The organism is Marinobacterium nitratireducens (genome assembly GCF_014645375.1).
Classification (GTDB): domain Bacteria; phylum Pseudomonadota; class Gammaproteobacteria; order Pseudomonadales; family Balneatricaceae; genus Marinobacterium_A; species Marinobacterium_A nitratireducens.
Genome location: NZ_BMLT01000003.1, coordinates 295133 through 316948 on the forward strand (window position 1 = coordinate 295133; position 21816 = coordinate 316948).

At 50.8% G+C, this 21816-nt stretch carries 16 protein-coding genes; 1 reads left to right on the forward strand and 15 read right to left on the reverse strand.

What is annotated here, in order from left to right; translation table 11 throughout:
* Positions 1–746 precede the first annotated feature (746 nt).
* A complete protein-coding gene (locus IEX85_RS06990; protein WP_188859835.1) occupies positions 747–2474 on the forward strand; it encodes an SLC13 family permease in 1728 nt (575 codons plus the stop codon).
* Between the two features lie 280 nt (positions 2475–2754).
* On the opposite strand, the gene IEX85_RS06995 is transcribed toward IEX85_RS06990, so the two are convergent.
* The 15 genes from IEX85_RS06995 to rfbB all read right to left on the reverse strand — a co-directional run bounded on the left by IEX85_RS06995 (position 2755) and on the right by rfbB (position 21805).
* Positions 2755–3909 (reverse strand): DUF1501 domain-containing protein, encoded by a 1155-nt coding sequence (locus IEX85_RS06995; protein WP_188859837.1) that lies wholly within the window; start codon positions 3907–3909, stop codon positions 2755–2757.
* A 10-nt stretch (positions 3910–3919) separates the two neighbouring features.
* Positions 3920–5266 carry a DUF1800 domain-containing protein gene (locus IEX85_RS07000; RefSeq protein ID WP_308425639.1) on the reverse strand — a complete coding sequence of 449 codons (1347 nt, stop codon included), beginning with the start codon at positions 5264–5266 and terminating at the stop codon, positions 3920–3922.
* A 119-nt stretch (positions 5267–5385) separates the two neighbouring features.
* Positions 5386–7407 carry a capsule polysaccharide biogenesis protein gene (locus IEX85_RS07005; protein ID WP_188859839.1) on the reverse strand — a complete coding sequence of 674 codons (2022 nt, stop codon included), beginning with the start codon at positions 7405–7407 and terminating at the stop codon, positions 5386–5388.
* A gap of 222 nt (positions 7408–7629) precedes the next feature.
* Positions 7630–9210: a phosphoglucomutase (alpha-D-glucose-1,6-bisphosphate-dependent) gene (gene pgm, locus IEX85_RS07010; RefSeq protein ID WP_229721823.1), complete on the reverse strand. Its 1581-nt coding sequence runs from the start codon at positions 9208–9210 to the stop codon at positions 7630–7632.
* 95 nt (positions 9211–9305) lie between these two features.
* Entirely contained in the window at positions 9306–10301 is a 996-nt protein-coding gene (galE, locus tag IEX85_RS07015) for a UDP-glucose 4-epimerase GalE (RefSeq protein ID WP_188859840.1), read from the reverse strand.
* Positions 10302–12422: a beta-1,6-N-acetylglucosaminyltransferase gene (locus IEX85_RS07020; protein ID WP_188859841.1), complete on the reverse strand. Its 2121-nt coding sequence runs from the start codon at positions 12420–12422 to the stop codon at positions 10302–10304.
* 9 nt (positions 12423–12431) lie between these two features.
* Positions 12432–13445: a glycosyltransferase family 2 protein gene (locus tag IEX85_RS07025; protein ID WP_188859842.1), complete on the reverse strand. Its 1014-nt coding sequence runs from the start codon at positions 13443–13445 to the stop codon at positions 12432–12434.
* A gap of 31 nt (positions 13446–13476) precedes the next feature.
* The gene (locus IEX85_RS07030; protein WP_188859843.1) at positions 13477–14412 is read right to left on the reverse strand and encodes a hypothetical protein; all 936 of its coding nucleotides are present in this window, start codon (positions 14410–14412) and stop codon (positions 13477–13479) included.
* The gene (locus IEX85_RS07035) at positions 14412–15578 is read right to left on the reverse strand and encodes a hypothetical protein (protein ID WP_188859844.1); all 1167 of its coding nucleotides are present in this window, start codon (positions 15576–15578) and stop codon (positions 14412–14414) included. The genes IEX85_RS07030 and IEX85_RS07035 overlap by 1 nt, the downstream gene beginning before the upstream one ends.
* Positions 15579–15794: 216 nt before the next feature.
* Entirely contained in the window at positions 15795–16835 is a 1041-nt protein-coding gene (locus IEX85_RS07040; protein WP_188859845.1) for a hypothetical protein, read from the reverse strand.
* A 145-nt stretch (positions 16836–16980) separates the two neighbouring features.
* A complete protein-coding gene (locus tag IEX85_RS07045; RefSeq protein WP_188859846.1) occupies positions 16981–17994 on the reverse strand; it encodes a sulfotransferase in 1014 nt (337 codons plus the stop codon).
* A gap of 33 nt (positions 17995–18027) precedes the next feature.
* Complete coding sequence (locus tag IEX85_RS07050) at positions 18028–18717, reverse strand: WbqC family protein (RefSeq protein ID WP_188859847.1); 690 nt, start codon at positions 18715–18717, stop codon at positions 18028–18030.
* Positions 18714–19814, reverse strand: coding sequence for a DegT/DnrJ/EryC1/StrS family aminotransferase (locus tag IEX85_RS07055; RefSeq protein WP_188859848.1), 1101 nt, complete (start codon positions 19812–19814; stop codon positions 18714–18716). The genes IEX85_RS07050 and IEX85_RS07055 overlap by 4 nt, the downstream gene beginning before the upstream one ends.
* Complete coding sequence (gene rfbA / locus IEX85_RS07060; protein WP_188859849.1) at positions 19811–20683, reverse strand: glucose-1-phosphate thymidylyltransferase RfbA; 873 nt, start codon at positions 20681–20683, stop codon at positions 19811–19813. Before rfbA ends, IEX85_RS07055 begins: the two co-directional genes overlap by 4 nt.
* Before the next feature lie 18 nt (positions 20684–20701).
* On the reverse strand, positions 20702–21805 hold the full coding sequence (gene rfbB / locus IEX85_RS07065) for a dTDP-glucose 4,6-dehydratase (RefSeq protein ID WP_188859850.1): 1104 nt from the start codon (positions 21803–21805) through the stop codon (positions 20702–20704).
* Between the last annotated feature and the right edge of the window lie 11 nt (positions 21806–21816).

Here is a 21816-nt window from a genome sequence, read left to right on the forward strand (position 1 = left end):
GCGGCCGCTCGCCGAGGCTCGACTTGAGCTCGGGCGCGCTCAGTTGCCACTGTTGCAGCAGGCGCGTGAGACTGCGTGCCGTGAGCTCAACCCCGAGCTCATCCTTCACCCAATCAAGAATGCCATCAGCCTGCCAGAGACCACCGGACTCGAGACAGGCCTCGCCCGGTGCCGCGAACAGATGGCGCAACAGCGTCTGTTCCTGCCCAGCGTCAAGACTGCGACCCGCGCCCGCCTTGCGCCCCCGCGACCTGACATCCACAGCAGGCCAGCCGCCGGCAACAAAGGCCTTGTAGGCCGCAATGACAGTCGGCGCGCTGAGACCGGTCTGCCGCGCCGTTTCAACCACGGTACAACCATCAATTCGCAGCTGAACCGCTTCGCGGCGGCGTTTGTTTAACGCTTGCGGCGATAAATGTTTTATCGGCTCAGCCATTGTAATCCGTTGAAATCAAAGTATTTTAAAGTTTTTCCGGCAAAATTCTCCCGGCAACCATCGACAGTGTATTAAACATACTCCTACAATGACAACCCGATTGCGCCGAATTGTAGGAGCCCGGTCTCCGGGCGAACCCTTCTCGTCGGCATAAAACATCCTCGTAGGGCGCCTTGAGCCAAGCGAAACGCGCCGACTCCGTCGGCCCGTAACACGTAACACGTAACACGTAACACGTAACACGTAACTAATATTCCGCCGGTCGCGCGGGAACGACCAGGCATTAGGAAGCAGGGACATAAGAGAGTAGATGGAAAGCTGGAGCGTACTGATATCGGTAGGAATACTGCTGGCACTGCTGGCAAGCGGGCGCTTTGCGCCGGCTTTGCTCTTTACAGGCTGGGCCGGTGGTTTCGTGCTGCTGGGTATCGTCGAGAGCGGCGATCTGCTTGCCAGCTTCGCCAATCCTGCACTGGCAACTCTCATCCTGTTGATGCTGGTGTCGCTGGCGCTGGAACGCTCTCACCTGCTGGATCAACTCTCCGAGCGTCTGCTGCGCGGTAGCGAGCGACTGGCACTGCTGCGCCTGATGGGCACCAGCGCGTTATTCTCCGCATTTCTCAACAATACCGCCGTGGTCGCGTCCTTTCTTGGCGCCATCAGCCGCCAGCGACAGGTGACCTCATCGCGCCTGCTGATTCCGCTCTCCTTCGCGTCCATTTTCGGCGGCATCACCACCCTCATCGGCACCTCCACCAACCTCGTCGTCAGCTCCTTTGCTGTAAGCGCGGGCCTGCCGGCACTGGAGATGTTTCAGTTCAGCCTGGTCGGTGTCCCGGTGGCGCTGGTATGCATGCTTGTGCTGCTCTTCAGCGCCCGCCTGCTGCCCTCGCACCGTAACGACGAACAGGAATCCACCCAGGAATACTTCCTCGCGGCACGCGTTACCCGGGACTCCCCGCTGGTTGGCAAAAGCATCGAAGAAAACCGCTTGCGTAGCCTGGATGGGCTCTTTCTGCTGGAAATCGAACGCGAAGGTCACCTGATCAGTCCGGTCGGGCCGGAAGAGATCTTGCACGCTGGGGATCTGCTGGCCTTCACCGGCGAGGTACATAAGGTACAGACGCTTCAGCGCTTTCCGGGCCTTGAGCTGTTCGGCAGCCGCGCGGATGACCTGCTGGCGACCAACTTGGTCGAGGTGGTGGTATCGAATGAGTCGGAACTGGCCGGCCGTACCCTGCAGGAAGTGGATTTTCGTACCATGTTCAATGCGGGCGTAGTCGGTATACGGCGCGGTGAAAAACGCCTTAAGGAGCAGCTCGGACGGATCCCGCTGCGGGTGGGTGACAGCCTGTTGCTTGCCGTCGGCGCGGACTTCATGCAGCACCGCAACCTCGATCGCAACTTCCATGTACTCAGCGGCTCGCTGCAGCGCCCCAAGCTCAGCGACACCCAGAGCGCCCTGGCGCTGTCCGGTTTCGCCGCAGTGGTCGTCGCCGCCACCATCGGGGTACTGCCGCTGTTTCATGGCCTGCTGCTGATGCTGGGGGCGTTGCTTGCCAGCAAGACCCTGACGGTCGGCGAGCTGCGGCGCCGCTTTCCGTTCGAGCTTTTGCTGCTGATCGGCTCGGCCCTGACCATCGCCAAAGGCCTCGAAGACTCGGGCGCTGCGCTGCTGGTATCGAACTTTATCCAAAGCTACGCCAACGGCTTCGGCATCATGGGGGCCTTTATCGGCGTCTACCTGATCACGCTGCTGCTGACCGAAACGGTCACTAACAACGCCGCCGCCGCCCTCGCCTTCCCCATCGCCATCTCTACGGCCCAGGCCTTCGGCGCCGACCCGCTGCCTTTTATCATGGCCGTCGCTTTCGGCGCCAGCGCCTGCTTCCTGATCCCGTTCGGCTACCAAACCCATCTGATGGTCTACTCGCCCGGCCGCTATCGGATGCTGGACTATATCAGGACCGGACTGCCGGTCAGCGTCGCCTACTCCGCAGGCGTGCTGGTGCTGGTACCGCTGGTGTTTCCGTTCTGACAATCGGAGCTCACTCCTTGAGCGAACCCCGCCGAAATGTCCATATCACTGTGCCGGTTCGCCCGGGGACCGGGCTCTTACATTCGCCGGCGGCCGTGCCATGCTTTTGCAGGAGCTCGCTCCGCGAGCGAATAATCTTCTCGATTACCGCTTTAAGATCGCCCAGAGACAGGGCTACAGCAGCCCCACGCTACAATCACAACGAGCCAAATCGACGCTCCAGCGCCATCAAAACCGGTCGCGAGTCAGGCTGAGAAGGGTAACCCCGTCAAGGCAGGTCTCATCCTATCAAACCCAGCGTCTCCCACTCATCGCCCGGCACCCGCAAATCAGGCTGCTGCCACCACTCGGTCAATACCGTTTGATACAGACGCCGGAAATCCGTTGTGAACTGCATATCCCGGTCCGCAAGTTCGACAAGACTGGGGTGATGCCCATAGTGCCCACCCCGTACCCGCCCCCCCAGTACGAAATGCGTTGCCGCGGTGCCATGATCGGTACCGCCCGAGCCATTTTCCGAAGCCCGACGACCAAACTCCGAATAGGTCACAACCAGTACCCTCTCCCAGTGCCCTGAGGTTTTCAGTTCAGAACGCAAAGCCGCCAAACCTCGGGCCAAATGACGCAACAATCGAGCATGCGTCTGTTTCTGGTTTCGATGCGTATCAAAACTGCCCAGCGATAACTTTAGTACCGGCACGCCCAAATCCGCACGAATCACGCTGGCCGCATCCGCCAACTGTCGACCGAACGCCGAGGCAGGATATGGCGATGTACCGCCACTGGCCGCAGGACGCACACCACTGAGCAACTTCTCGCCAGCCTGAATTCTATAACGGGCATCGATAACCCTTCTCATCGCCGGATTGCTGCTATCCGAGACCACCTTTTCAATATTCCGGGATTGAGCCAGGAAGGATTTAAGATTGTCGATTACCAGAAACCGGCAGCCGCCGCCCGCAAAAGCCGCAGCATTGCGTCCAAAAACCAATGCATCCAATTCGCTGGACCCCAGCGTATTCGAGGGTGCTGCCAACCACCCCTCATCGCGGAACTCATCCGCGCCCGAAGCGGTGTCCCAAATTTCGATGGCACGAAAGTGCGAGCGATTCGGTTGTGGATAGCCGAGACCATGCACCAGTGCCAGATTGCCAGCCTCCCAGACCGGGAGCAACGGCTCAAACGCAAGGTTCAGGGCATACTGCTCATCCAAATCGAGCCGCTCGTCCGCATTCAGGCCCAAATTAGGCCGTAAATGCTGATAGGCGGCGAGTTGCTCGAGCGGTACAACGGTATTGAGACTGTCATTGCCGCCATTCAATTCGACAAGCAGCAGCACCGGCGGAGACGATGCCTCCCGACTTGCAGCCGACAGCCCAGCTGGACCAAGAAGCGGCATCAATGTCAGGTACTGGAGTAGCGAACGACGATTCATCTCCCCACTCCTATTTCAGCTGCCAGGCAGGGTCGGTTACCAGTGCTTCGATACGCTGCTGACAATCGGAGTCAGGTTCGGTGGCGACCACCGATGGCACCGCGCCAAAATCAGCCATATCCCGTTCGGCACAGAGATACGCCAGCTGTGGCGCGCTCGCCTCATCACTGAAACCACGCACTAGCCGCTCCCCGGCAACCACCCGAATCAGCATCCGGCTCGGTCCGATCCATTCATCGACAGCCCAACCTTTGACATTAGGCGGATCGAACAGGTCCTGACCCATACGCCGAAGCAGCCCTGGTAGTCCCTTTGATAACATGGTGCCGCTACCGAACAGTCGCACGCTGCCAATCACAAGCTCCACCGGGGACTTGACCATTCGCCCCTGATCACGCCAGAAGGCCTCAGACAAAAGGATTCCACGTACCAGCTGCGCAATATCCCAGTCGTGTTTGAATTCAGAGGCCAGTTGCCGGATTTGCATCTCGTCCGGCTCACTGACGAAGTTCAACCAGAGCTCACGCGTGATGTATTCCGCGGTCGCAGGCTGACGCAGGATCAGATCGACCAGCTGCCGTGAATCATAACGCCCTGCGGACCCGAAAATAGTTTTGACGCCATTATCGTGGCGCTTTCGGTAAAAGCGGGTTGCGCGACTGACCGGATCGACCGCCAGTCCGGTAAGGGCACGCGCCGACTCCCGGATATCCTGCTCGCTGTAATGGCCCTCGCCCATTGTGAACAGCTCCAGCAGCTCCCGAGCCAGGTTCTCGTTCGGCTTACGCTTGCGGTTGTTGACGTTGTCCAGGTAGAGCAGCAAGGCGGGGTCGCGTACGGCGGCTAGCAGAAGCTCGTCAAAATGCCCGAGCGCTCCTTCATACAGCATCCGGTGCTGATTGGCGATCAGCTGGGGGTCACGCACCTTGCGCAATGAAGAGGTGAAATGATTGTGCCAAAACAGCGTCATCTGCTCATGCAGAACGGATTTGCCGACCAGTAAACGTGCCGTGTACCATTCCTTTAGCTTCCCACCGCACTGCCGCTGAACCTTGCGGTAAGCCCGGCGCTCGTCGCGGCTCCATTTGCTGCGCAACTTCTGCGGCACGGCAGGTACCTGCGCACATGCCGGAAACGCCAAAGCGGGAGCGGGTTCCCCAAGCAGGAGCTCGACCGCATCCTGGCGATTCAGGGGCGCGAGCGCCTCGACCATCCGCCTTTCGGGCCCAAATCCCGCGCGCAATAGCAGATGACGTGCTTCCTGAAATTCGAGTGCGAAGGCAGTGGACGCCAGGCCAGTCCCGGCAAGCGCCAGTAAAACGCAGAAGGAAAAGGCCCACAAAGCGCGCACTGACACCTCCCAAGGATGAAGCGCAGCCGACGAACCGAAATGGCATCAGGCAGGACAAAGAATCAGATGAACGAACCTTACTTCATAGCATCGTCGTAAGCACCTGTCCCGGAGCTGAACGTCGTTCAGCTTGCCCGTCGAATCCAGTTGTACAGCCGCCCCTTCAGGCTTCGCCTGTATCCCTTCTCCCGAGCCCTCACCAGCAGCTCGACCGCGGTTTCGGCATTGACCGGGTCGCCGCTTTCCGGATCGACATACACCGGATACAGGATAAGCGTAGCTGCAACCAGCTCGTCCAGCGAGCGGACGCGAGCCCTCCTGGCACAATGCAACCGATCCTCCGTAAGCCCCCAGCCGGCGTAGAATGGCAAGCCGTAGGTGACGACTTTAAGCCCCCGCAACAGCGCCTCGAACCCGGTGAGCGATGTCAGTGTATGGACTTCGTCAACCTGCTCCAGCAGCTCCGGCATCGACATATCGCGCACTTCGAGATCGAACAGAGGTAATTCACCAGCCAGACCGCCGACACGACCGCCGGTCAGCACATCCGGATGGGGCTTGTAGATGATATAGGCATCGGGATTGGCTTCCCGTACCGCACTCAGCAACTCCAGGTTGGATTTCAGTTCAGGCGAGCCTTTGCGAATCGATGCATCCGTTTCCACCTGCCCCGGGATCAGCAGGACCCGACGGCCTTCCGGCAAACTCAGCCTGCCGGTGGTGCCGACGTTGTACTTCGACAATTTCAACGCCACCAACCGATCTCTTAACCGGCCCGCGCGCTCGAGCAAATCCGGTGTGATCTCGACATCGTTCAGCAACGCCTCCAGATCACTGGCACGCGTTGCATCGTAATATATCCCTGTCGAATCCAGCACCAACGACAGGGGATCGACCAGATCCGCGCCAAGCCCCACCGAACGAATAAAGCCATCTTCTATACGCCAGAGGGCTTTATCGACGCTTTCGCATTGGCGCTCCATGTCGTCATCCACTCGAGACGCCCAGGCCAGCACCCGCGAGCCCGGGCCCGAAGCCGCCGCCACAGTCAACTCGCCAGCATCACTCAGGTAATGCATCTGTGCAGCCTGCCCCAGAAAACGCCCGATAAAGCCACGCTTCCATCGCGAAAAACCGACAGCCTGCCAATCGCCACGCCCGCGTTCCAGCACACGTTTCTGATCGGCAATCAGCGCGATGGTATCCTCCAGCTCGCACCGGTCGCCGGTATAGGGGTTGATATAACGGCAATATCGCAGGTACGCCGCCGCAAAGACCTGCTCCAGCGATCGCTCGACTCCACGTCTTTCGCATGTAACTCTGTCCTGCGTAAGCCCCCAGCCGGCATAGAATGGCATACCGAAGCAGTGAACTTCCTTGCCCGCCATCAACGCCTCGAACCCCATCTGACTGGTCACAACATAGACCTTGTCGACAGCATCCAGCAACGCCCAAGGGGAAATATCCTTACCAATTAACGTACAGTTGCGCTCGCGAGCAAGATCGAACAGATAACCTTTTTTCTTGCCGGCAATCACATCGGGGTGAACCTTGACCAGCACCTCGGCACCCGGATTATCGGCAATGGCCGAGTCCAACATTTGCTGAAACTTCCCCTCACCCGCCAGGCCATAAGCGACCGACGCATCGCCCCAGGTCTGATCCACCACCAGAACCCCGCGGGAGCCGCGTACCAAACTCGAGGCATGGCACCCTCGCGGCGACGCCAAAGGCATATCCGGCGCATGGTTGTACTTGGAGAGGCGGTAATGACACAAAAGATCGATGCATCTGCGCGCCCGCTCGAGTTCACCGGCAGCAAAGCCTGCTTCAGCGATGATCCGTTCAAGTTCGCTGGGGTGTGTGGCGTTATAGTAAATTCCGGAGCGGTCAACGATCAGGCTATGGGGCAAGGCGCCTTGAACACCCAGCCCGAGCGAGCGCAGGAAGCCATCTTCGAGGCTGATATAGGGTAAACCAAGGCGCGCAGCAACGCGACGCGCGCTCACCGAAGTCGGCTTCAATCCCCAACCGGCAATCCCGGTCAGCTCGCCCCGAGCCGTACGCCAATACACGCGGCAGGGAGCTTCCAGAAAAACGTCGATATAAGGGATACGCGCGATACCACGCGATAGGACTCCAATCATTTATTTCTTGCGCCTGGCAATAGGCAAAATCAGCCGCAGACCGGGCTTCTGCAGAGCAGCGACGCCAGCCTCGATCGATAATGAAGGTGGTAGGAGCCCGGTCTCCGGGCGAATCAGCTGTATGCCTAATCGCCTAGAGAGTGGGCCCTAAGAAAGCAGCGGCGCCGGCCTTCGTTGATAATCTCGGTAGCAGTATCCCGGCATCCGGGCAAATCAGCACACCTAAACCAAATCAACCAGTCGCTGAGCCTCATCGAGTATCGCCTGAAGGTGTGCTTCATCCTTAAAGCTTTCAGCGTACACCTTGCACAAGGCCTCGGTTCCACTGGGGCGTGCGGCAAACCAACCGTTTTCAGTCACCACCTTGAGGCCGCCGATCGCGGCTCCATTACCCGGTGCTTCAGTAAAACACCCCGCAATCGGGTCTCCTGCAAGCGTAGACGTCTTGATATCAGCCGCGGTCAGGGATTTAAGCCGGGCCTTCTGCTCAACCGTCGCCGGACTGTCAATGCGTTTGTACAGCGGAGCACCATAACGCTTGGTCAACTCGGCATAATACTCTGAAGGTGTTTTTCCGGTTACCGCCAGGATCTCAGCAGCCAGAAGACAAAGAATAATGCCATCTTTGTCGGTACTCCAGGGATTACCATCACGAGTCAGAAAACTTGCCCCCGCGCTCTCTTCGCCACCGAAGGCCAGTTCACCCTTGTGCAGGCCGGGCACGAACCACTTAAAGCCCACTGGCACCTCAAACAACTGATGCCCCCTTCCCTCTACAACCCTGTCGATCATCGACGAGGACACCAGCGTCTTGCCAATCGACAGACCTGATAGCCATTGCGGCCGGTGTGAAACCAGGTAGTCTATGCAGACAGCCAAATAATGATTGGGATTCATCAGGCCACTGGCATCCACTATGCCGTGACGATCGGCATCGGGGTCATTGCCAAATGCCAGGTCGAAGCGCTCACGAATTTCCAGCAGATTGGCCATGGCCGCCGTGCTGGAACAGTCCATACGGATCTTGCCATCATGATCCGGCGGCATGAAGGCGAAATCCGGAGACTGGGCGCGGTTAACCACCTCGATATTCAGGCCAAACTTGTCAGAGATCGCATCCCAGCTTGCGAGCGACGTCCCGCCCATGGGATCAACACCAATATGGATATTGGCAGCCCTGATCGCGTCCATGTCGATCACGGACGACAGGGCCGCAACATATTCGCCCACGAAATCGTATGGCTCGGCCTGCTGACGCGCCTGATCGACAGGCATGCGCTGGACGTTTACGAGACCTGTTTTGAGTAATTCGTTGGCTTGCGTTTCAATCCAGCCGGTTACATTGGCATCTGCAGGCCCGCCGTCCGGCGTGTTGTACTTGATGCCACCGTCTTCGGGCGGGTTATGGGATGGTGTAATGATCAGCCCATCGGCCTGATCGGGACCGCCTTTAGCGTTGCTGGTCAGAATCGCTCTTGATACCAACGGCGTCGGCGTAAAGCCGCCGGCCGCATCGAGCATCACGCGCACCCCATTGGCAACCAGGACTGAAAGGGCAGTTTCAAACGCCGGCCCTGAAAGTGCGTGCGTATCCAGGCCGATAAACAGCGGGCCCGCAATACCCTGCTCGCGACGGTAGTCCACCACCGCCTGAGTGATTGCCAGAATATGGGCTTCGTTGAAGCTTGCACTCAGGGATGAGCCACGGTGTCCCGAGGTGCCGAAACTCACCCGTTGGGAGGCTATACCCGCATCTGGCACCGTTTGATAATAGGCTGAAATCAAAGAGTCAATCGTGTCCATGGTCAAATTCCAGTTGATACCGAACGCCCTGGGCGATACCGCTATCGATCCAGCGAATCTCAGGTGCGTTAGTCATTGAGTCGGAGGGAGCTCTGCTAGAGCCGTGCGCGCTGTCTTTCCCATGCCCAGGCGTGGCTTACAATAGTCTCGAGATCCGCGTACTGCGGCCGCCAACCCAGCTGTTCGCGGGCCAACTGTGCATCGGCGACCAGCACGGCCGGGTCACCGGCGCGGCGTTCGCCCTCATTGACTTTGATCCTATACCCATCTTTAGCGACAACCTGTTGCGCGACCTCGATCACTTGCTTTACGGAAAAGCCCTGGCCATTTCCCAAGTTGAAAGCAAGAGCACCCTGCCCTTTGCCGTTGGCCAGATAATCCAGCGCCTGGGCGTGCGCAGTGCAAAGGTCAAGAATATGAATGTAGTCTCGAATACAGGTGCCATCTTCAGTAGGATAGTCACGGCCAAAGACTGTGATGGCCTCCCTACGTCCCGATGCAGCCTGCAATACAAGCGGGATCAGATGGGTTTCAGGATCATGACACTCGCCCAACTCACCTTCTGGATCGGCGCCACAGGCGTTGAAATAACGCAGGCAAACCGAGTTCAGTCCATAGGCACTGGCGTAATCCTGAAGGATTCGTTCAACCATCAGCTTGCTGGCACCATAGGGGTTAATTGGCTGCTGGGGGTGCGCCTCGTCGATTGGAGTATATTCCGGCTCTCCAAAAGTAGCGGCCGTAGAGGAGAAGATGAAATGCATCACTTTATGGCGCACCATCACATCCAGCAAATTCAGGGTACCCGACACATTATTCCGGTAGTACTTGGACGGATCCTTGACAGATTCCCCCACAAGGCTGTTGGCCGCAAAATGCATGACAGCGTGGAAGTCATTTTCGGCAAACAAAGGTTCCAACAAAGTCACATCGGCCAGCTCTCCTACCACCAGTCGCCCATAGCGGGACAGCTCACGGAAACCAGTGGAAAGGTTATCCAGGACTACAACTTGATGACCAGCTTCAGCCAGCGCCTTAACCATGTGAGAGCCAATATAGCCTGCTCCACCGACAACTAAAATATTGGCCACTTAACACGCCTCCATGGTAACTTTCTTGGCTGCTTTCGAAGCAGCCGGAGATCCGCAAACGAGCTCGACTATAAATTTCTTATCCTGCACAGGAATCTCATAATAGCTACAATGCCGTTCGGTAAGCAGGGCTTCAAGCTGGGTTTTGACAGGAAGGCCAGCCACGCCGGAAAAACTCTCCAATCCCCCCCTCAAACGGTACCTGGGTGCAGAACCGAGTTTATCGCCATTACTTTTGAGATAGACGACGGTAAGATTCTTTTTCCATTTCAATGTATCCAGGCACGCCAGTTGATCGCCGCGCAGCTCTATTATCAGAAGATCCTGATGATTAAGCTTTTTATTCAGCTGCGCGACTTCTGCCAGATAGTAATGCCAGTCGCGTGAATGGTCTCCGGACGGGATGACATCGAATACACCTTTTAGAACAACAAATTCGGCTTGCTGCTGAATAACATTAACAGCTTCCGATGCTAACTGATTATCATCACTGATCAGCAAAACCACATTGGTTTTCAGCTGTTTGATAAACTCCCAATGATCATGACCATCCAAAAGCAACCCATCCCAGCGTTTCTTCTCCTGCTGTCGTTCAAGCTGCCAGCGCATATACTCAATCGAACGGGTCTTGTCGGAACAAAGCTGATCAACCCAACCTTTCAACTCAGACACATCGAGCGTTGTCAACCGACAGTTCCGATCCGCCAGCAAATGAAGCGCCTGACTCTTCAGGTAAAGCTCTTTCAACAATTTCTGGTTCAGTGATTGTTCATGGCATCCATCTACCAGCAAGACATTCAACCCGGGTTTCCAGCGCAACACCTCCAGGTATTGTTTGAAATTCCTGCCCAGTGAAAAAACGATGGTTTTCCCCGGTGACCGATAGGCGATATCACCCAGAACCTGATGCCAGGTATGTTTGACCAGCTTAACCGCATCACGCCCAACCCCAAGATACCCAGTATGATCGTAGCCTTTACCGACTTCAGCAGGATCAAACAGGTCCCCGTAGACGACGGTGTCATCCAAACGATCGATCTGCGCCAGGGCTTGACGCTTGGCGGGAGTATCCTCTCCTACAAGGACGACCATAGGGTTCGGGATAGACTTAATATAGTCGTAGCGATTCTCCTTATGCGACTCCAGACTATGCCAGCGGCTTTCATTGATCTGCTTTTGCAGATCAATCCGTTCCATCAATGCATTGCGCTCAGTCTCACTCTGCTCCAGCAAGTCAGCCATTTCGTTAACTGACATCGACGCAATAGAAGCCAAACGTTCGCGCAGAAACTTCGCCCGATGAGAAACCTTCCGCACAAAAAATCGTGACTCTGCTAACAGCTCGGGGTAGTCATCGTCATAGTAAACCAGCGGTATACCCCAGGAGTTGAATGTATAGCGTGTCAGCAGCTCACTACTGATTTCACTTTTTGGAACCAGGTTCGCCACCAGGGTCTGGAAGAAAAGCTCATCAGGCACCCAGGTCCGCTTATAAAAACGGCGCAACACTGGCTTGCTCTCAATCAAATCCAGAACGGACATCAGGGTCCCGCGCCGTATACACCACCATTGAGATCCCATATGCGCAGTGTGCCCGAGAGGGATCTCTCTTTTGATTTTCAACTTACGCTGAATCTTGAGCGAGGTGTCAAACAGGAATGTCTGATAACGCCAATTGAAAAAGTGGAACTTGCTCCAGCGTTGCTTCTGCAACCCCGCCGTAACCCACTGCTGCTTTTCGGCATTGACGGCTTCAATATGATCCTTACCGGATTGCGCAAGATATTCCTGCAGCAAAGCTACCGGCTTGACGGGCATGCATGAACCCGAGAGCAGCATAAAATAGTCGCTGTCCGTATCGTGCTCACGAATCAACTGCATGCAGTTGAGAGTCGCCTCAACGATCGACCACTCTCCCCAAACGACCTTGACCCGATCAGCCAGATACAGTTTGCCAGGCAGTGCATCCAGCCCCCAGCTTGCCGATGCGGTACGCACGTCACCTGAACTGCTGGCATCATGGTGCATATAAATGTTACTTCCTGCCGCCAACAGCGACTGGATCAGCCCCTTTAGCTGTTCGGGTGCTTCATGTGCCAGCAGAACAAATGAAACTTTCATGTAAACTCCTTACCAGCCACCCAGGTTGATCAACCCGCGCCGCGCTAAATCCTTCCACCCTGTAAACCGGGTCGATACTTGGTCATCAAACAAGACTTCACCTGCCTGAATGACATCGTCATACTGTTTATACTCAGCTGAATCGTTGTAGTGCTGCTTGGCTACCATCTCTTGCTTTACCTTTTCATCCAGCTGACTGATAAATTTGAAATGGAGAAGCGCACCGGTCACCATACGCTCATCAACACAGCGGTTGAGGCGACGGGGCAGCATCATATGCATGGATGAGATGTATGCGTAATTCCACTTCCACTTGACAAGTGGAACCTTATTCAAAGCGGGTGCCGATGCGGGTTCATCTTTGCTGAAGACACGCCTGCGCACTCCACCTTGTAGATACAGATTTCGGAAATTGGGGTTGTGCTGCTTAGAATAACCTGTTCCATCAAAATAGGGACAGGTTTCAACAGGATCCGTTCCCGGCTCATACCAAGACTGTGATACCGGTTTATCACTATACATATCAAGCATGACGGTGAAGAACGAGTCCTGCTTGAGAGACTCCAGGTATTGCGTCAAGTCGCGCAAATCCCGAGTTTCCATGTGCGGGTATACAAAGAACTCGTCGGGGTCACAGGTAAAGCACCAATGGCCACGGCCATACTTGAACAGCAGGTAGTTGAGCCAATGCATCCCAAAATTGGAATCTTTGTAACTCCCTTCGGTATAAAAGTGAGTAACATCCGGCTGTGTCGAAATAAAATCAGCGGTGTTATCCGTCGATCCATTATCAACGATAAAGAAATGATCCACACCTAGCTTTCTGTAATAGTCAAGAAAATACTCCAATCGGTGGCCTTCGTTCTTCATCGTCGAAAATAGAAGGATATCCCCCTTATCTATGCCCTCTTTAGAACCACCCACTCTCTGAAGCTCACAACTAAGCTTATAAGAATTAACAAAAAAAGGACTTAACTCCTTGAGCCACTTATACAACCTATAAAACTTTTCAAATATAGCCATCTATTCCGCACACTATAAAACTTTAAAGTAATCAACCTTCCGCGACCTTCTTTAAAACCATCGGAATATACTTAGTATAAACGTCTTCATCCGACAATTTAAATGGCTTTTCATTTCTATGTCGCAGGGAACCAAAAACCTCACTACCACCAAAGAACTCTTCCGCAAGCATCCTATTAGACGCTTCAAAATATCTATATATCTTTTCAAGATCACCATTACTAAAGACAGCTTTGCTCCCATTATCCCCACCGATATCGATGGATCTAACTGCAGTAATTATTCTATTTCTAACCGCAGGCGACGAACCACTCAAATTGATTCGACGAACAATTTCTAATGAACCAGCAGATAGTGACTCATTGGAGTGTTTATAAGGATGCAAACGCTCTACATCAAGCCCTAAATGAGATATAAAATCTCTAGTCGTATCTTTTACTCGATCTTTTGAAACAACATTAACAATTACTTTTTCTTTACCGACTATATTAACAATCTTACTGAGGGTTGAATAGTAGTCAATCCAGTAAAAATCGGACATATTATCAATAAAAAATCGAGAATCGGCACCAGAAAATTTACTATCCCAAGGCCACTTTATATGCTGATTATACCAAGACTCTAACCAACTCGCCTGCTCTTTCAGATAAAGGATTATTTTCAAATCATAATTATCACTCGCTTCTCTTAAAAAGGAGAAGTCTTCAAGCATACAAAAGTCTTCAGCAGAGAGTACAATCTTTTCAATAAATGACTCATCCTTTTTATCTAATTCTCTCAGAACATCTGAAAATGAAATCTTATTATTCTTCATCCACCAAGGTATTTTAACGTGGTCTGGCAGATCGAATAAAGTTGGATATAATACCCCATGACTCCTTAATATCCCTTTATTCTTTTTCAATACAGACTGGATTGTAGTTGTACCTGTCCGCTGAACACCAAAGTGCAAAACCAACTCTTTCATTAATTACCATCTTCCTGAACAAGCTTTAATTTATAGTAAGCCAGTTTCTTTTTAATGAAGTGCCCACTTGGCTTAATACTGCTAGCTTTCGACATAATTCTATACGCCGACGACAAATCCCCTTCAGACTCACACTCCAAGGCTATATCCCTCAATATATGAGCCAAGTCCTTATCAACCACACTGCGCAGATCAAAATTTTCGTTTACTAAACTTCCTACCATATCCGTAAATGTCTTAACAATATAATCAAGTTCAATGTTGTTATTCTCAATAGTAGGATATTTAGAAAAGTCCTCATCAAATAGAAACTTGTTGTTTGTTATATTATATTCATCATTTAACAGTCGATTCTTTTCTTTGAACTTCTCATAGAACTCTATTGCCGCCGCTCTGGATGGCAACAACTTCTCATCATCGTCGGCGGAGTGATTTACTATATATCGAACCATAAAGTCTTTGACTTTATTTCTTTCTCCGACAAACTGGCGAGATGCGTGTAGAATAATTTGCTTTCGTCTACTGATTGACTCGTTTACTCTGCCTACATCCCTGAATGAGTTATTTTTTTCTATTCCAACCAACCCGCAAAAGTCATCAACAACATCTTCATTCTTAAGCTGACCTTTTTCAAAAGCTCTAAGAATTACATTTTCTTCACCAAATACATCTGCCCAAAGCCTTACCTTGTCATAAAAATCAAGATATCTTTCTGCTCTCGAGGACAACTCACTTGGTAAAGCGCTGATATCGTGACCATATGCCAAGGAACAGTCAATCCATTTAGTACCTTCCTGCTTTTGAGAAACAGCTAGTGAGTCCTGTCTTCTAAGATATAGAACAATCTTTATATCCCTACCAAACCTAGATAGACTTTTCTTTAACAGAGATATATTTCTTAGATCCGATAGCCAAGAATAATTTTCATGAGAAATGATAATGTTATCATGACCTAAGTCATCTATGATATCAAAGCCTTCCGTCTTTATATTATGAGCAAAATCGACTCCATTTGTCTTAATTACCAATGGCCAAGGATTGGGTATTAAGTAGAAAAAACCCTGATCCGATAACGCCTCTGTATTTAAAGACAAAAATCGCTGAATAGAGGTTGTCCCCGTTTTATGGGAGCCAATATGTAAGAATATCTTTTTTCTAATGCTCATTCGACATCTACAATTGTTATCTAAAAAACTGAAATCTATTTCTATATCATTTTCCAGATTCTAATAAAATCAACCTATAGCATAGAAAATAAACCCCACTAATTAGCATACAAAAAACCTACTATAGAATTTAAATTCTCCTATCAGGAAATGAAAAAACACGACTACAGAAGTGTTATAACTAAATATGAGACCGAAATCTACTTCAAACAGTAGTTAATAACCTACCAAGTTTCCACTTAGGTCTTTCCAGTTCCCTTTGATTACATCTTTATTAAAGATATTGACTAGTGCCATGCCCATATCAATACAAGCAACATCGACTTTATTCTTACACATTGAGGATGCTACATACGATGCGACGGGGCCCGCTTCCATCAGCACTACCGAATAACTATACTGACCAACCGCACGCTCAACCAATTCTAGAATTCTTTCAGGGTAATAAAACACTTCCTGATAGTAAGAGTTAGCTGCAGGTATCTCAATTTTCGCAACAGACTCGTCTTCTATACAGTCTAATGTATTCTTTGATGCAACTACTATTTTTTGATGATTATCAATACATTTCACAAAGCGCGTTAACATCGAGTCATTCGTCACTAGCGACTTTGGTATATTAGATGAGACAACTCTAGAAACCCCATGCAAATATGTATTCATTATACACAACGAAAGAATATCCAATCGATCTCGAGCGATTATTCTATCTTTACAAAGAATACTCTCCAATGACTTAATATTCTCCCCAATATCTTGAACCCCGTTATCTAGCCCTACGCCCAAAGACAAATTTCCGGTACAATCTGCATCCAGCACGGCAGCATTTAGCTTCAATGCAAAAGAGCTAGATATGTACTTTGAATAGGCACTAGCGGCTAGCCTAACTTTTTTAGGGTTATTGCTGAGGTACTTCGTACAAAGTTGTCCAAAACGTCCGTTTTCATCCATTAGTGCTGACGAATAAACCAAGTTATTCCAATACCCATGATTGAGCTTGGTATAGTAGAAAGGCTTCTTATCCTCTAAGCTAACCAATAAATTACGATTCACGTCCTCGTTTGAAAGAACATCTTTATTAGCTATAGAATATATAGCCGATGCTCCCATTTCTTTTATATCACTAAATTTAATTGGCGCGATAAACTTATCGACAAAAAGCTTCTGGTTACCTGTGATGCATTTTACTGAATTTCCCACATAATGCACAGGAATAGCATTTTTATCCTTAGCGCTCACTAAATTACCGGCTTTCATATTTCACCTAAAATGAATCGAAAAATTTAATATAGAAATATACTTTAAGGTCATAAAATCGGAGACATATCATCATCTAGAATAGCTACTGATAGACAGTAGCCGTTAGTTAGTCGCTTGACGGTTATATTACTTACAGCAATGCTTATTCCTTACAAGGATGCCCACATAAAGCCGCCGCCTGAGCCTCTGTGTACTCCCCCAGTCTCCAGCCATTAGTACTGGCGAACGATTTCTCTCCAACATAATCTCGTACTTCGTTAGCACATACTCCGTTCTGCTCAACTAGCCGGCGGACAATTTCATTGTAGTAATACTTGGGACGCTGGCAAAAATCTTCATATTGGACCACTAACTTTTTGTGATCAGGCAAAATAGCTATACCCTGCTCGACTGAGCTATTGATTGCAGCTATTTGGCCCGCAACAGATTTCAGTGGATCCAGGTCATTGAGTTGCGGATACTCTTTGATCTTGAACGAGTACCAAGTATTAATATTACCGTACTGGCGCTTTCGAGCCTCCAACGCGGACTGGATGTTGAAGACCGGATCCCGACGGATCCAAATGAACAAAGCTTTGTCGAATTGCTCCGCCAAATCCGGAATATTCTGATTCATGATCATGGCTTTTAGAGCGAACGGCTTATCCAAGATATTTGCCAAAGCGTTAAGCTCATTCCGCAAACCGGGCAAGTTACCTTTTTGCCGTAACTCATTACTTGGCATATAGTCTAACTCGTCGAAAGGCAGGAAACGGCGCCAGAAGTACCAAAACTCATTGGGCGCAAGTGCGCCCTTCGTTTTTCCATTATCTGAGCTGAAGCCTACTTCAGAGTTAAAGTCCAGTATTTCGTTCCGAAAGTTGTACCGCGGGTCAGTCAATAACTGCTGGATTTTCGCTCCTACCAGCGGTGCACCGTAGAATCGGGATAGAAGGTTAGTTGGATAGGCGGTAAGTCCAGTATTGGCCAGCCATTGTGTGAATAGCGTGGTACCGGAACGAAGCGGCCCCATTACAAAAATTTTTGAGTAATTCTCCGAACAGCTTTCGAGGTATTTTTCATTTGCACCAGCAAGTGCCCCGTTCAGATCACTCAGCAGTACTTCTAGGTCGGATACTCTAGTAAATTGTTTCGTCCGTAGTTCTTGCTCAACCATTTGTATACTCACTACTAAATATTTAATGATGGCTCAATCAAGCTCATACCGACCAAATAAGTATTTTATCTCGTCAGGCGTACAATTCATCAAGACGTCAATAATGGAAAGATTTTGTGTAAACTTTTTTTGGCCTTGAGAATACTCTACTGATAGGGAGTTTATGAATTTTAGATCTATACCCTTCGCAGCAAAATCCGACTTCGCATATAATTTTCTCCCACCTGGCGCATTAATATAACAGCTAGCTTCAAACTTCTGACAAAGCGCTATCAAGCGATCTTGTGCCGACGCAGAACGATCATAATCTAGTTCGCTTGTCTTCTTGATATTTTTTTCGACACAAAGATATTCAAAAATTTCCTCATAACTTTTTTGACAGACTGCAGCGATTGATCGATCTTCCTGCTCTAACGTTTTCTGGACGATTGGAAACACGGATGCGAAATGGGGAGTCTTTGAATAACTTTGTTCAACCGTTCTCAGAGCTTTCTTTACATCAGTGGAGAAGTTGAGGCTTGATATCAACTTGTTTGAAGAAGCTCCCGGTACAGACACAGTGAACCGAACTGGACCATTCGGTGAAAGTATACTGTTCCTGTTGATATAACCTTGCTTTATATAAGCAACGTCATCATAAATCAGGAATAGGTCAGCCGCATACATCAATTGAAAATATCCGATGTAGGGGAAGAGATACGGCTGCATTACTGCCAGCTTCATGCCTCCAACTCCGTCTTGATCAAGTTGATGATGTTCCACTGTTCTGCTCCAGAAAGATGGTCAAACAAAGGCAAGCACAGTATCCGGCTCGATATATTCGTCGAAACGGGGTACTCCGCATTGACTCTTAAGCAGTCCACCGAGTCCAGCGAAGGATAGAAATAGCGCCTTGCAACGACGCCATATTCTTTAAGGGTAGCAGATACATTTACGGTCTGTTCTTCGCTTTCAAAGAGGACCGAAAAATAAGCGTAATTGTAATCAAGCTCTTTAGGTATCGTTTGAACCTTAAGCGACTTTTCGAATGCCTTTTTATATCGGCGCCAAACTGCCGCCCGCGATTGTAGATTACCTTCCATCTCATCTAGGACACATAGTCCCATAGCCGCATTGAATTCATTCATTTTGGCATTAATACCAAGTTCGTTAATACGATCAGGGCCAGAAATACCAAAGTTTATCAACAACTTCGCTTTTTCCAGATCTTCTCTGCGTTTGAAGATAATAGCTCCACCCTCAATGGTGTGGAATACCTTGGTTGCATGAAAGCTCAAAGTGGCTGCATCACCCCATTTGAGTACGCTCTCGCCTTTGTATTTTACACCAAACGCATGCGCTGCATCATAAATCACTTTTAGATTATGCTGATCGGCAATGGCTTGAATAGCTTCAACCTCACAGGGGTTGCCAAACACATGGACGGGTACAAGCGCCCTGGTTTGTGGTGTGATCGCCGCTTCTATGTTTCTCGGATCCATGTTCCAGCTGTCGGAATCAATATCTACAAATACAGGCTCTACACCTTCCCACTTGAGTGAGCTAGCGGTTGCCACAAAGGTAAAAGGCGTAGTAATAGCTTCCGCTGCCTTCCCTTCGACTGATTCAGTCACGCCCAGGGTACGGTATGCAATCTGCAGTGCAAGCGTACCATTGGATACAAGCAAAAGATTTTCAATACCAAGATATTCCTCAAGGCGACGCGTCAGTTCCTGCACCAAAGGACCATTGTTGGTCAGCCAGTTACGCTCATAGATGCCATCAATATAGGCATCTAACTTTTCCCGGCTAGGAAGGTAGGGTTTGGTGACGGGAATCATACTGCGTCCTCAATCAAGCCTAGCAAGTACCTTCCATAGCCATTTTTGCTTAGCGCACGCCCCTGGCTCAGTAGCTGCTCAGCGCTGAGCCAGCCATTATGATATGCGATCTCTTCAAGGCAGGCGATCTTGTAACCTTGGCGTTTTTCAATCGTTTCAACAAAGCTACCGGCTTCCAGCAGGCTTTCATGTGTCCCCGTATCGAGCCAGGCAAAGCCACGGCCCAGCACTTCAACATTCAGGTCCCCACGCTCGAGGTAGGCCTGATTGACCGAAGTGATCTCCAGCTCTCCACGATCAGACGGTTTAACCTTTTTTGCTATTTCTACAACATCGTTATCGTAGAAATAAAGCCCGGTCACCGCGTAATGAGACTTCGGCTTTTCGGGTTTTTCCTCAATGGAAACCGCTTTTCGGTCGGCGTCAAATTCTACAACACCAAAACGCTCAGGATCTTTAACCTGATAACCAAATATCGTTGCCCCAGATGAACGATCAGCGGCCTGCTTTAATTTCGGTGTAAAGCCCTGCCCGTAGAAAATATTATCCCCCAGCACCAGACAGACGCTATCATCCGCGATAAACTCTTCGCCGATAATAAATGCCTGTGCCAGGCCATCGGGGCTGGCCTGCTCGGCATAGCTAAGCTTAATACCAAAGTCACTACCATCACCCAATAGCTTTTCAAAGTTCGGTAGGTCTTCCGGTGTGGATATGATCAGGATTTCACGGAGCCCCGCCAGCATTAATACCGACAGCGGGTAGTAGATCATCGGCTTGTCGTAGATGGGCAGCAGCTGCTTGGAAACACCTTTGGTGATCGGGTACAGACGGGTGCCGGAGCCTCCGGCCAGTATGATGCCTTTCATTGTTTATTCCTTGTCAAATCAGATTTGGCCTAGGCGCTCACGCTGGTAACTGCCATCCTGCACACGGCGGCACCAATCCAGGTTGTCGAGATACCACTGCACGGTTTTTCGAATGCCTGACTCAAATGTTTCTTCCGGCTTCCAGTCCAGCTCGTGGTGGATCTTGCTTGCGTCTATCGCATAACGTCGATCGTGACCAGGCCGGTCCTGGACATGGGTGATTAAACTTTTGTAGTCGCCGACAGCGATAGCCTGCCCTGGCAGTACAAGCTCCTGAAGTATTTCGCAGATGGTGTGTACGACTTCGATGTTACGCTTTTCGTTATGACCACCAATATTGTAGGTTTCGCCCACGTTGCCTTCGGTCACCACTCGGTAGAGTGCACGTGCATGGTCTTCAACGTAGAGCCAGTCACGAATCTGATCGCCCTTACCGTAGACCGGCAGCTTCTTTCCCTCGAGCGCGTTCAGAATTACTAATGGAATCAGCTTTTCCGGAAAGTGGTAAGGACCGTAGTTATTGGAGCAGTTGGTTACGACCACCGGTAGGCCATAGGTTCTCATCCAGGCACGGACCAGATGGTCGGAACTCGCCTTGCTGGCCGAATAGGGACTGCTCGGCGAGTAGGATGTGGTTTCGGTAAATAGCGGCAAGGTGCTATCGGCGGTATTCCCTGCACCTATAACCTCATCAGGGTGCTGCAGGTCACCGTAAACTTCATCGGTTGAGATATGATGGAAACGGAATGCTGCTTTACGTGACTCTTCCAGCTGTTGCCAGTAGTTACGTGCGACCTCCAGCAGTGTGTAGGTACCCACAATATTGGTTTCGATAAAGGCTGCGGGGCCATCGATGGAACGGTCCACGTGGCTCTCTGCCGCGAGATGCATGATGGCATCGGGCTGGTGCTGCTTAAAGACCCGCTCCAACTCGACTCGATCACAGATATCAACCTGTTCGAAGGCATAACGCTCAGAGCTGTCGATTTCGCTCAGGCTTTCAAGGTTGCCTGCATAGGTCAGTTTGTCCACATTCACGACATGGCTACTGGTATGGTTGATAATATGGCGAATAACAGCCGACCCGATAAAACCGGCACCACCGGTTACCAATATTTTCATTAAGCTACCTG